Below are 12,247 nucleotides of genomic sequence, written 5' to 3'. Positions count from 1 at the left end.
CCGATGCAGGCAGTGGATTTAAACTCGGACATGGGCGAAAGCTTCGGCCCCTGGACCATTGGCGACGGTGTCGATGCGCAGTTGATGGCCTACATCAGCTCGGCGAACATCGCCACCGGCTTTCACGCCGGCGACCCCGGCACCATGCGCCGTACGGTCGAGCGTGCCAAGCAACTGGGCGTTGCCATCGGTGCCCATCCGGGTTTTCGCGACCTGGTGGGTTTCGGTCGCCGGCATATCAACGCACCGGCCCAGGAGCTGGTGGATGACATGCTCTACCAACTCGGCGCCCTGCGCGAAATGGCTCGCGCCCAAGGGTTGACCCTGCAACACATCAAGCCCCATGGCGCGCTTTATATGCACCTGGCCCGCGACGAAGCCGCGGCGCGGCTGCTGGTGCAGAACCTGCAAATCATCGAGCCGACGTTGCGGTTGTATTGCATGCCCAATTCGGTGATCTGGCGAGTGGCCAAGGAGTTGGGGCAACCGGTGGTGCGCGAGTTTTATGCCGATCGTGAATACGACTTGAGCGGCTCCATCGTATTTACCCGCCAGGTGCGTGCGCTCGATCCTGCAACGGTCGCGGCACGCGTCCTGCGTGCCTGTCAGACCAACCTGGTGCGTACCGTAGAAGGTGAGGATCTGTTTATCGAGTTCGATTCGATCTGCCTGCACAGCGACACCCCGGGTGCCCTGGAGCTGGTGGAAGCCACCCGTGAAGCCTTGGACGAGGCGGGCATCATCGTCAGAACGCCACAATAAAAAAACGCCCGATTATTTTTTGCCTGCCTTTCTACAATGATTCCAAGAGGAACAGACATGGCTGAAACGTCCCCCATCCGCTACAGCTTCGGCGGTGATGAACACCTGTTTGCCGAGGTCAGCGACAGCATGTCCCTGCAGGCATTTTTCAAAGGCATGGCGGTGACCCGCGCCGTTGAACGCCTGGCCCTGGAAGGCGTGCTGGATGTGTGCCTGGCCAATGCGTCGTTCCAGATCCGCTTCGACCCTGACCGCATCGCGCCCCATGTGCTGCTTGACGCGGTGCAGAGCGCCGAAGCCCAGGCGGTGGCCGAACGCACCTTGCACACGCGCATCATCGAAATCCCGGTGCTCTACAACGACCCCTGGACCCATGAAACCCTGATGCGTTTTCGCGACCGCCATCAAGACCCCGGCAGCACCGATCTGGAGTACGCCGCCCGCATCAATGGCCTGGCCGATGTGGCCGCGTTTATCGCCGCGCACAGTGGCGCCCCGTGGTTTGTGTCGATGGTGGGGTTTGTCGCGGGGTTGCCGTTCATGTTCCAGATGGTCGAGCGTGAGCGCCAATTGCAGGTGCCCAAGTACCTGCGCCCACGCACCGACACGCCGAAGCTGACCCTGGGCCATGGCGGATGCTTTGGCTGCATCTACTCGGTGCGCGGTGCCGGCGGTTACCAGATGTTCGGCGTGACCCCGGCCCCCATCTATGACCCGGCGCAGCAGTTGGCCTATCTCAAGGAGCACATGGTGTTCTTCCGGCCGGGTGACATCGTGCAGTTCAAGCCCCTGGACCGCGAGGCCTACGACCTGGCCGTCGCCGAGGTCGAGGCCGGCCGTTTCGACCTGCGCATTCGCCCAGTGGAATTTTCCCTCGACGCCTTTCTCACCGACCCCATCGGCTACCCGAAAACCCTGCAGGAGGCACTGGCATGATCAAGGTGCTCAAACCCGGCCTGGCTACCTCAGTGCAGGACCTGGGGCGTGAAGGTTATTACCACTTGGGCATCCCCCCGTCGGGTGCGCTGGACCAGTATGCGTTGAGTGCGGCCAACCACCTGGTGGGCAACCCGATCGGTGCGGCGGGCCTGGAGTGCACGTTGATCGGCCCGCAGCTTGAGTTTCAACAGGACGCGCTGGTGGCGCTCAGCGGCGCGCTGATGTCGCCGCGCCTGGATGGCGAAGTGGTGCATCAGGACACTGCGTTCCAGGTCCGTGCCGGGCAGGTGTTGCGCTTTGAGTTTCCCAAGGCGGGCGCACGTACTTATGTGGCCGTGGCCGGGGGCATTGATGTGCCGCTGGTGCTCGGCAGCCGCTCGACCTACACCCTTGGCGGGCTCGGTGGGTTTGCGGGGCGACGTTTGCAGGAAGGCGATGAACTGCCGATCGGCGAGGCCAGTGGGCGGGGGCGGGCGGGCAATAGTCTGCCGATGGCCCTGCGGCGGTCGGTCGGCGGTGATGTGACGTTACGGGTGGTGCCGGGGTTGTATTACGAGCGGCTGGCCGACGCGGCGAAAAGCAGCTTCTTTGCCGAACCCTGGACAGTCGGGTCCGAGGCGGACCGTATCGGCTACCGATTCAAGGGCGGCAGTGCGTTGAGCTTTCAACCCAGGGAGCAACCGTTTGGTGCCGGGTCCGATCCGTCCAATATCGTCGACAGTTGCTACCCGATTGGCTCGATCCAGGTGCCGGCCGGGCTGGAGCCGATTGTGCTGCATCGGGATGCGGTATCGGGTGGCGGCTACGCGATGATCGGCACGGTGATCAGCGCCGACCTGGATCTGATCGGGCAGATGCAACCGAACCAGCGTGCGGGGTTTATCGCGGTGACTTTGGAGGAGGCGTTGGAGGCGCGGCGGGTCTATAAAAAGCGCCTGAAAATAATGGGTGGGTTGTTCAATACCTGAAGAACACAGAGGACTATGTGGGAGGGGGCTTGGTGGGAGGGGGCTTGCTCCCGATAGCGGTGGGTCAGTCAATGATTTGCTGACTGTACCACCGCTATCGGGAGCAAGCCCCCTCCCACATTTTTTGCCCTGTGTTGTGTCAGAACAGTTGGGTGAACAGCCAGTACAGGCTGCCTGACAGCAGGATTGCCGCCGGCAACGTCAGCACCCACGCCATCACCAGATTACGGATAGTGCGCATCTGCAACCCACCGCCATTGGCCACCATGGTCCCGGCCACACCGGAGGACAGCACATGGGTGGTCGACACCGGCAAACCGTACATATCCGCCGCGCCGATGGTCAGCATCGCGACCATTTCGGCCGAGGCGCCTTGGGCGTACGTCAGGTGGGTCTTGCCGATCTTCTCGCCCACCGTCACCACAATGCGCTTCCAACCGACCATGGTGCCCAACCCCAGGGCGATGGCCACGGCGATCTTCACCCACAGTGGAATAAAGCGCGTGGAGTTGTCGATCTGCTCTTTGAACAACTTCAGTTTGTTCTGGGTATCGGCGTCGAAATTGCCGACCTTGCCTTTGTCCATCAAGCGAATGGTTTCGCTGGTCAGGTACATGTCGTTACGCACGTTGCCGACGGCTTCGGCAGGCACTTTGGCCAGGGAGCCGTAGCCTTTGACTTCGTCGCCGATCTGACCGGCGAGGGCGGCGAGGGCGGGTACCAGCTCCGGCGTGGCTTCCTTGGTGCGTACGTAGGTCGAAAGGATTGGGCGTGGATCACCCGGCAAGACCTGCGGCGCACTTTTCACCAGTGCCGCCTGGGTCACCTCGGCCACCGCCGCGAATTGCAGCGATTGTTCGGCGGGCATGGTGCGGTTCAGCGCGTAGGCCATCGGCAGCGTGCCCACCAGGATCAGCATGATCAAGCCCATACCCTTCTGGCCGTCGTTGGAACCGTGGGCGAAGGACACCCCGGTGCAGGTGGCGATCAGCATGCCGCGAATCCACCAAGGCGGTGGGGTGTCGCCCTTCGGTGCCTTGTACAGCGAGCGGTTTTTCACAAAGGCGCGCAGGGCCAGGAGCAGCATCGCGGCAAAAGCGAAGCCGATCAGCGGCGACAACAATAATGCGTAACCTATCTTGATCGCCTGGCTCCAATCCACGCCGCTGGTGCCGTCACGCCCGTGCATCAGGGCATTGGCCACGCCGACGCCGATGATCGAACCGATCAAGGTATGGGAGGACGACGCCGGCAACCCCAGCCACCAGGTGCCGAGGTTCCACAGGATCGCCGCGATCAGCAGGGCGAAGATCATCGCGAAGCCGGCCAACGAACCGACCTGCAAAATCAACTCGACCGGCAATAACGCAATGATGCCGAACGCCACCGCACCGCTGGAGAGCAGCACGCCGAGGAAGTTGAAGAAGCCCGACCAGACCACCGCAAAATGCGGCGGCAGTGAATTGGTGTAGATCACCGTGGCGACGGCGTTGGCGGTGTCGTGAAAGCCGTTGACGAACTCGAAGCCCAGGGCGATCAACAACGCCACACCCAGCAGCAGGAAGGGCGTCCAGGTGGTGACCACCGTGCCCAGTTCATGCATGTCGTGCATCAGGCTGTAGGCGGTGAATAACAGGCCCATGGCCAGTACCGCGAAGAAAATGATCACCGTGACCAGGCCGGGTTTCTTGTCCAGCCTGGGTTTGGGGTCTGTGCGTGACGCGGTGGTGGAGGCAGTCAGGGAAGGGGTGGCCATGCCGGAGCATCCAGTGTGAGGAGGATGCCGTTCATGATCATTGCTGAATGTTACAGAGATGCTGCCGCAAATCAGTGTTTCGGCCATTGAGCGTACCGCTGATCCCAAAACACCGCCTGATCCTGTGGGAGGTAGCAAGCCCTAATGCCAGTCAGTTAAGGCTTGACGCGGTCATTGTGGGAGGGGGCTTGCTCCCGATGGGCCGCGAAGCGGCCCCAAAAATGGGCCTGCTACGCAGTCCAGCGGGAGCAAGCTCCCTCGCCACACGTTATCCGTCTTTCGCTCTATCGCTTAACTGACTGGCATTAGGCTTGCTCCCTCCCACACTCAATAGTCTTTGCGCTTTCTGAACGCCCAGCGCCCGGCAATCAGGGTAAACGTCGCCACCAGTGCTACCAGGATCCAGAACCCCTCCGGGTCGGTGGAGAGCGGCACGCCGCCCACGTTCATGCCAAAAAAGCCGGCAATGATGTTGATCGGCAGCGCCAGCACCGTCACCACAGTGAGGGTAAACAGCGTGCGGTTGCTTTGTTCGTTGAGGTTGGCCGCGATCTCTTCCTGCAACAGCTTGATGCGTTCACCCAGGGCCGTAAGGTCGTTGATGATCAGCGCGAACTCCTCGGTGGATTTACGCAACTCCTTCACGTCTTCCTTTTGCAGCCATTGCGGCGGGCGATTGAGCAGGCGCAGCAGCGACCCCGGCTCCAAGGCCAGCAGGCGTTGCAGTCGCACCAGCACGCGGCGCGCGGCCCCCAGCTCGGCACGGTTGGTGGACAAGCGCGAGGACAGCAACTGGTCTTCGATCTGGTCGACGCTGAGGCTGGTCTTGCGCACGATCTGTGTCAGCACTTCGCCTTGATCGCGCAACAAATGCACGAGCAACTCCAGAGGGGAGCGGAAGTGTTCACCGGCCTTGACCGACGAGCGCAGTTTGTCCACCGAGTGCAACGGTTGCAGGCGCGCGCTCACCAGCAAACGGCTGCGGGCGCAGACCCACAGCGTGGAAATATCCGATGAAACCATGCTGCTGAAGTTGAACACCACGTCGTTGACTACCGCCAGCAGCGCCGAGTCGACGTGCTCGATACGCGTGGAGCGCGAGCCTTCGTGCAGCGCCTCGAAAAACTCCTCGGGCAATGCCAGATGCGCCTGCATCCAACGCTGGCAGGCCGCGTGGGCCAGGTTCAAGTGCAACCACAGAAACTCGTCTGGATCGGACGGTTCCTGCAAGGCCTTGAGCGCGGTGGCCGAATCGATCTGCTCGCCTTTTTCGCCGGGTCGAAAACGAAAACCGTAAAGCAGGCCAAACAGATCGGAATCCCGATGGCCGTGGTCGATGCTGTGGTTCATGGAGGCTCGCAGAGAAAGCGCCTGTAGGACGTTTCACAGGTTCGCGTGGGCGAATCATTGCAAGGATGTTTGACAATTTTGTGACCGTTTCAAGGTTCTGGCGGTACGTGAAGACAATTTTTTGACCACTGGTCAGCTAGGCTCAATATGCGTCTGGAACAGCCGATCCAGCGTATGAGTACCCTGTGCAGCAGCGGTGCCTTTGATGACAGGGACGTTGCGGCGCGCATGCACCATTTCCCTTGTATCGAGGCGTTACCCCGATGAATGTTTTGCGAACCTCCTTGAGAGCACAAATCCTGTCGCTGCTTGGTGGCAGCTTGTTGGCGATGTTGTTGATCGCCCTGGCCTGTTTCAACTTCCTCTCCAATGGGGTGCAGAGTTATCGCAGCTTGATTGAGGGGCCCTTGCTCACCTCACAGTTGATCGATGAAGCCAACCTGCAATTCAAGGTGCAGGTGCAGGAATGGAAAAACGTGTTGTTGCGCGGCAAGCAGCCTCAGGACATGAACAAATATTGGGGCCAGTTCCAGGACCGCGAACGTGATGTGCAAGGCATCCTCACGCGGCTGGTGGCCCAGACCCGGGAAGACCCGGCCTTGAGCAAACGGATCGAGACCCTGCGTCAGGAACATCAGCAATTGGGTCTGGCTTACGAAAAAGGGCGTGACGCCTATGTGGCCGCGGGCGCCGACCCGACCGCCGGCGACAACGCTGTCAAAGGTGTGGATCGCGCCGCCAGTGAGCAAATGAGCGCGCTGGTCAGCGACCTGCGTGAGCAAGGCCAGAAACAATCCTTGAGCATCAGCGCCCATGCCGAGCGCACGGTGATGCTGGGCCTGGCGATCATGCTGCTGTCGGGCGTGCTCATCGGTGTGTTCAGCCTGTTCTTGATCAACCGCAATTTGATTCTGCCGATTCGTGGCTTGATCGACTACGTCACCCAACTCAGCCATGGGCGCTTTGCCGAACGCGTCGCCAGTCGCCGTCAGGATGAGTTGGGCCATTTGGCTGCGGCAGCCAATACTCTGCGCGACTTTCTGGCCGAAACTTTCAGCCGCCTGCAGCGCAGCGCCACCGATCTGGTCAGTGCCAGCGGTGAGTTGAATTCGATTGCCGGGCAAATGGCAACCGGCACTCATGAACAATTCAACCGCACCGACCAGGTGGCCACGGCCATGACTGAAATGTCCGCCACCGCCCAGGAAGTTGCCCGCCACGCCGCCAGCGCTTCGCGTGCGGCGGATGAGGCTGATCAGTCGGCCCGTGAAGGCGGCGAAGTGATGCAAGTGACCATTGCCACCATCGGCCAGATGCGCACTGAAATCCTCAATACCGGCACCATCATCCGCCGCCTGGAAACCGACAGTGTGCGTATCGGCAAGGTCCTGGAAGTGATCCGCGGCATTGCCGAACAAACCAACCTGCTGGCGCTCAACGCAGCCATTGAAGCGGCGCGGGCGGGTGAGGCCGGGCGTGGCTTTGCGGTGGTGGCCGATGAAGTCCGCAGCCTGGCGCAACGCACGGCGGCGTCGATCATCGAGATCAACCAGATCATTGAGGCGGTGCAAACCGGTGCGGTGGATGCGGCCGAGGCGATTGTCAGCGGTCAGTCCTGCAGTGACGACAGCGTGTTGAAAGTCACCCAGGCTGGCGAGATGCTCACTCATATCACCCAGGCTGTGGAAGCGATCCGTGACATGAATCGTCAGATCGCCACGGCGGCGGAAGAACAGACGTCGGTGGCCGAAGATATCTCATGCAACATCACCCAGATCACCACGGTTGCCACGGCAAACATGGACAACGTGCAGCGCACTGAAGCGGCCAGCCAGAACCTGCGAAGCTTGTCTGCGCAGTTGAATGAAGTGACGGCGCGCCTGGGCGCGTGATCAGGGCAGGGGCAAGTGGAAGCTGAATTGGGTGCCGTGCTGTGCATGGGTGGTCACGTTCAGCTCACCGCCATGGGCGTCGGCAATCTGCTGGACGATATACAACCCCAGGCCCAGGCCGGTCTGGGACGTACCGGGAAGCGGGCGTGAGAAAGGCTGGAACAGGCGCGGTAATGCTTGCTCATTGATCTGACCGGCGTTTTTCACCGCCACTATCAAATGATCGTGCTCGATCTTCGCCGTGACGTACACCGGGCTGGTCCGGTTGCCGTGATGGAGGGCGTTGACGAGCAGGTTGCAGAGCAGTTGCGCCAGGCGCTCGCGGTCGCCGTACACGCCGTGCAGTTCGCCGATGTCGGCGTGAACCAGCCGCTGCGGGTGCGCGCTTTGCACCTCGGCCACCACCTGGCCTAGAGCCTCCTGCAAATCCACGCAGTCGGTGAGGCGCAGGGCAATGCCACTGCCCATTCGGCTACGGGTGAAGTCCAATACATCCTCGACCCGTTGTGACGCACGTTGCGCGTTGGCGAGGATATGGTGCACCAGTGGGTCGGTCGTCGGGTTGGGGTGTTTGTGCAGCAGCCGCTCGGCACCGAAGTTGACGGCAAACAGCGGATTGCGCAGGTCGTGCCCCAGTGCGCCGATGAGTTGCTCGCGCAGCTCGGCGGTGCCGCGTTCTTCCTGCGAGTCGGTTTCAGTTCGTGGCCGGTTTTCTTCGGCTTCGATTTGCAACGAGAGCACCCGGGCAAACCCCTCCATGATCGATTGGAGGGGGCTGTCACGCAGGGGCGCGGGCTTGGGGTCGAGTGCGCAGATCGTGCCGAAGAAACTGCCGTCGGTACGGAATACCGGCACGGCAATATAGCTTTCAAACACGTAGATACGTGGGGTGTGGTGGTTGCGGTAGATCGGATCTTCGCTGGCCTTGTCGATCACGACGCAATCATGTGAACGGTGAATGTCGTAGCAGATCGTGGTGGTCAGGTCCAACTCGCCGCCCACGCCGATGCCGTAGTTCAGTTGATCAAGCACGGCGCACGCGGTCCAGTTATCGTCGGTCACCCGGGATACGGCGGCAAAGCGCAGGCCGGCCATATCGCAGATGACCTTGAGCATCGCGGGCACGGCATTGATTCGGCCAATCATGGCGACGTCGGCGATCCTTTGCTCCATGCGGCAGCCTCGACCTTGTGGGCGTCGGGCGTTATGCCCTGGCCAGACAGTGAGATTCTACGACCTTGCGCGCCGTAGGTGTCATTTCATCCGAGGGTAGCAAACAGGCTCTGCTTCAGGCGTTCAAACGCCCATAAAAAAACCGCGTCACCCGAAGGTGACGCGGTTTTTTCAAGTTCGACTCAAGTGTCTTGCTTGTCTTCCAGCACGGTGCCGGTCTTGGCATCGAGCTTGATTTCAAACTTCTTGCCGGTGGTATCGGTGATGTCCACCTCATACACCAGCACACCGTTTTTGTGGTCCAGCTCGGTATCGGTGATGGTCGCGCCAGGGTGTTTGGCCAGGGCAGCGGCGTTGAGCTTCTGGAAGTCCATTACCTGGCCGGATTTGAGCAAACTGGGAATCTGGTCCGGGCGCACATCGGCTTGGGCCAGGCCGGCAGTCAGGGTCAGGGCGGCGGCGGCGAACAGGGCGGTCAGACTTTTCATCGTGTGTTTCCTTTTTCGGGTGAGCTGTTTAAGTGGGCTCAGGTTATCCAGTGCAACTTAATTCACCCTTAATTAGTTCAAGCCATTGCGCCGTTCGTTCAATCCGCCATGCCCATGGCTTTTTAATAACCGTGATCGGCCAGCAACTGCTTCACGTTCGACGACGGGAAGCGATTGTAGAACTTCAACAGTTCAGCGGCGCGGTTGGTGAAGATGCCATCAACCCCGGCGTCCATGACTTTCTTGAAGTCCGCCGGTTCGTCCACGGTGTAGACATGCACCAGCAGGCCCTTGTCGTGGGTCAGCTTGTTCATTTCAGGCTTGACCAGGTCGGTGTAGCTCTGGTCGCCATGGTGGGTCAGCTCGGCCGAAGGGCCGGTGCCGATGGCGCCGAGGCTCTTGGCGTCGTCGACCCATTTTTCGAACTCGGCGGCGTCCTTCGGCTCTTGCTTGGCGTAGTAGGCGGCCTTGGTCGGCTCGCCGGACTCGGCGAATGTCTGCGTGGATTTTGGCTCGATGCTGCCGGCACCGACCCACAGCAGCAAGATTTTCGGAGTGTTGGGCATTTCTTTTTGCAGCTCTTTCAAGCTGTCTTTTTCAAACGTCTGCAACACCACGCGGCCTTTACCCTGGCCGACGCCAGTGTTGCTCTTGCCCAGCTTGGAGCCGGCGGAGCTCAACCAGCCTTTATCCAGCAGCTTGTTTTTCAGGTCGGCTTCGATGCCCGGGAACTGCTTGGGCTCCTTGGTCTCGATGTACAGGCCGGGTTTGTGCTGCGGGTTGCCTTCGGCGATCTTGATGATGTCATCCAGGCTCTGGATTTTCAGGCCCACGAACCCTGGACGGGCGCGGTCCGGGTAGGCGGCGTTGAACCAGCTGCCGGCATCCAGGGTGCGCAGTTCGGCCCAGGTGAATTCGTTGGCCGGGGCATCTTTGCGTTCCGGGAATTTGCTGGCTACGTCGGTGGTGCGTTGCAGGTTGTTGTCGTGCAAGGCGAACAGGACACCGTCCTTGCTGCGCTGCAGGTCCATTTCCAGGTAGTCGGCGCCCAAATCGCGTGCCACCTTGTAGGCGGCGGCGGTGGACTCAGGAGCGTCGTAGGAAGCGCCACGGTGGGCGATGACCGCCGGGTACGGAATGCCTTCGCTTGTCGCCAATTCAGCCGGGCTGATCGGTTCGGCTGCCTGTGCGGGGCCAAGGCCGAGCATCAGTGCGAGCATCAAGGCACTGCCGATAGTGGTGGGCACCGGGCCGTTGGAAAACGTGACAGGCATATGCGAAGTCCTTTCGTGGAGGTAACTTTGAGAAGGCGTCCTTTTTAACAATTGATTGCGAATGGCGCTATCACCAAACCGACATTAACGTGCGCACGGGCCGATTTTTGGGTTTTTTTGTGCAGTCTTGCAGTACTCTTGCCCCAAGCTGCCCCGTCAGAGGGCCGAATTTTTGTGCCACGCGTGTAAACCATCTTTCCAGTCCCAGTGGGACTTTTCAGTGAGGTTTACCATGCGCATCACCTCCGAGCTTATCTGCCAGGCCGCCGACCAACTCCACGGTTTTGTCGGCCTTAACCGTAAAAGCGGCCAGTACATCGTGCGTTTCAGCGAAGATGCCTTTGGCATGGACGTGGCCGATGACGGCATCATCCCGACGGCCGAATTTGTCTGGTTGCCCGCGGTCGACCACACCATGACCTTGTCCCGCGAGCGCATTCAGTTGCTGCTGGATCAAAATATCGATGACCGCCTCAACATCACCGAGCCGTTGCGTGTGTATATGCGCCGGGTGGAAATCCCGCCGATCAGTGCCTTGCGCAGTCTGGTCAGTTAATTGCGCGCAAAACCGTAGGCCCGCTCCACCTTGCACACCCGCGTTTGAAACGCCGAGTACCAGGTGGCGCGGCCTTGTTCGCGCACCGCACAATGTTCTGCCTGCTGCTTCCAGGCCAGGATGGCCGCCTCGCTGCTCCAGTAGGACACGGTGATGCCCAGGTCGTCTTCGCGTGCCGATTCCACGCCGAGGAACCCGGGTTGTTCACGTGCCAGTTCCAGCATGCGTGCAGCGGCCTGGCCGTAGCCTTGATCACCCTCGGTGCGCAGGGAGCTGAAAATAACCGCGTAGTAGGGCGGGGACGGGGTAGTGGCGATCATCGCGACGCTCCTTGGCAAGCTTGCAGCAACGCTGTCGCCAGTGGCGGTGGGGTGCCTTTGAGGGCTGCCCGCTCCGGCTGGAACAGGGTGGCGACGAAAAACGGATGGTCCAGCAGCTCCACGGCGCGCAGATCGCCTGCCGAGTCATGGCCGCTGGCAATCAGGTCGCCTTCAAGCAGCGCGTTGGCGAACTCGGGGTTGATGCCATAGCGGCAGCGATAGCCTTCATCGATATCCAGGGCGCCGTAGGCCTCGGCAATGCGGGTGTAAGGCGTCAGGCGCACGCTGTCGGTCGCCTCTACCAGGGCGCAGCTCAGGGGGGCGATCACGGCGCGCTTGGCATCGGGCGCCAGTTCGCCATGTTCGGCATCCGCCCAGCCCAGCACATGGCGCGCATATTCCAGCACGGCGTGTTGAAAGCCGCCGCAAGTGCCGAGGAAAGGGCGCTTTTGCTCGCGGGCAAATCGAATCGCCCGCAGTGCGCCGTCGGCGTCGCGATAGGGGCTGGCGGGCACGCACCAGAAGCCATCGAAGCGGTGCAGGGCTGTGTGCGGTGTGAGGGTGTCGGTATCGAGCCACTGCACGTCAATCTTGAGTTTCAAGGCGTCGGCCGCTTGTTGCAAGGCGATCGGAATGGCCTGGTGGGCAATCACGTCGGGGTTGTAGTCGCCGATCAGGGCGAGGTGCAGAGCGCTGAGTTTCATCGGGTACGGCCTATGGCTTGTGGTGTCCTGGGGCGCACTATAGATTGGCGTTCACGCAATCAATA

General features: G+C 60.9%; 12 protein-coding genes. 5 read left to right on the top strand and 7 right to left on the bottom strand.

The genetic code is table 11. The features are described 5' to 3' along the window. Positions 1–3 precede the first annotated feature (3 nt). Genes DK870_RS18190 through DK870_RS18180 form a run of 3 tightly spaced genes read left to right on the top strand, consistent with a single transcriptional unit; the run spans position 4 to position 2,669 of the window. Positions 4–762 (top strand): 5-oxoprolinase subunit PxpA, encoded by a 759-nt coding sequence (locus DK870_RS18190; protein WP_060757218.1) that lies wholly within the window; start codon positions 4–6, stop codon positions 760–762. 57 nt (positions 763–819) lie between these two features. After that, positions 820–1,698, top strand: a complete 879-nt coding sequence (locus tag DK870_RS18185) for an allophanate hydrolase subunit 1 (protein WP_104994627.1) — start codon at positions 820–822, stop codon at positions 1,696–1,698. Further along, positions 1,695–2,669, top strand: coding sequence for a biotin-dependent carboxyltransferase family protein (locus tag DK870_RS18180; RefSeq protein WP_161549330.1), 975 nt, complete (start codon positions 1,695–1,697; stop codon positions 2,667–2,669). Before DK870_RS18185 ends, DK870_RS18180 begins: the two co-directional genes overlap by 4 nt. A 139-nt stretch (positions 2,670–2,808) precedes the next feature. Here DK870_RS18180 and DK870_RS18175 read toward each other — a convergent pair whose 3' ends face one another. Both DK870_RS18175 and DK870_RS18170 read right to left on the bottom strand, forming a co-directional pair. Continuing rightward, on the bottom strand, positions 2,809–4,425 hold the full coding sequence (locus DK870_RS18175; RefSeq protein ID WP_161549329.1) for an inorganic phosphate transporter: 1,617 nt from the start codon (positions 4,423–4,425) through the stop codon (positions 2,809–2,811). A gap of 327 nt (positions 4,426–4,752) precedes the next feature. Beyond that, entirely contained in the window at positions 4,753–5,775 is a 1,023-nt protein-coding gene (locus DK870_RS18170) for a transporter (RefSeq protein WP_161549328.1), read from the bottom strand. Between the two features lie 263 nt (positions 5,776–6,038). On the opposite strand from DK870_RS18170, the gene DK870_RS18165 reads away from it, so the two are divergent. Further along, entirely contained in the window at positions 6,039–7,667 is a 1,629-nt protein-coding gene (locus tag DK870_RS18165; protein WP_161549327.1) for a methyl-accepting chemotaxis protein, read from the top strand. Here DK870_RS18165 and DK870_RS18160 read toward each other — a convergent pair whose 3' ends face one another. The 3 genes from DK870_RS18160 to DK870_RS18150 all read right to left on the bottom strand — a co-directional run bounded on the left by DK870_RS18160 (position 7,668) and on the right by DK870_RS18150 (position 10,602). Continuing rightward, positions 7,668–8,840 (bottom strand): sensor histidine kinase KdpD, encoded by a 1,173-nt coding sequence (locus tag DK870_RS18160; protein ID WP_161549326.1) that lies wholly within the window; start codon positions 8,838–8,840, stop codon positions 7,668–7,670. Between the two features lie 182 nt (positions 8,841–9,022). Then, a complete protein-coding gene (locus DK870_RS18155; protein ID WP_161549325.1) occupies positions 9,023–9,328 on the bottom strand; it encodes a PepSY domain-containing protein in 306 nt (101 codons plus the stop codon). A gap of 122 nt (positions 9,329–9,450) precedes the next feature. Further along, complete coding sequence (locus DK870_RS18150; RefSeq protein WP_161549324.1) at positions 9,451–10,602, bottom strand: glycerophosphodiester phosphodiesterase; 1,152 nt, start codon at positions 10,600–10,602, stop codon at positions 9,451–9,453. Between the two features lie 232 nt (positions 10,603–10,834). Here DK870_RS18150 and DK870_RS18145 point away from each other — a divergent pair, with 232 nt between their 5' ends. Next, positions 10,835–11,158, top strand: a complete 324-nt coding sequence (locus tag DK870_RS18145) for a DUF2025 family protein (RefSeq protein ID WP_060757226.1) — start codon at positions 10,835–10,837, stop codon at positions 11,156–11,158. Here DK870_RS18145 and DK870_RS18140 read toward each other — a convergent pair. Next, on the bottom strand, positions 11,155–11,478 hold the full coding sequence (locus DK870_RS18140) for an antibiotic biosynthesis monooxygenase (protein WP_161549323.1): 324 nt from the start codon (positions 11,476–11,478) through the stop codon (positions 11,155–11,157). The two genes, DK870_RS18145 and DK870_RS18140, sit on opposite strands and share 4 nt — an antisense overlap. After that, a complete protein-coding gene (locus DK870_RS18135; protein WP_161549322.1) occupies positions 11,475–12,182 on the bottom strand; it encodes a CTP synthase in 708 nt (235 codons plus the stop codon). Before DK870_RS18135 ends, DK870_RS18140 begins: the two co-directional genes overlap by 4 nt. Positions 12,183–12,247 lie beyond the last annotated feature (65 nt).

The sequence above is a fragment of the Pseudomonas sp. Q1 genome, from assembly GCF_009935975.1.
In the GTDB taxonomy this organism is placed as follows: Bacteria; Pseudomonadota; Gammaproteobacteria; order Pseudomonadales; family Pseudomonadaceae; genus Aquipseudomonas; species Aquipseudomonas palleroniana.
This window is presented reverse-complemented; position numbering and strand designations above follow the sequence as displayed.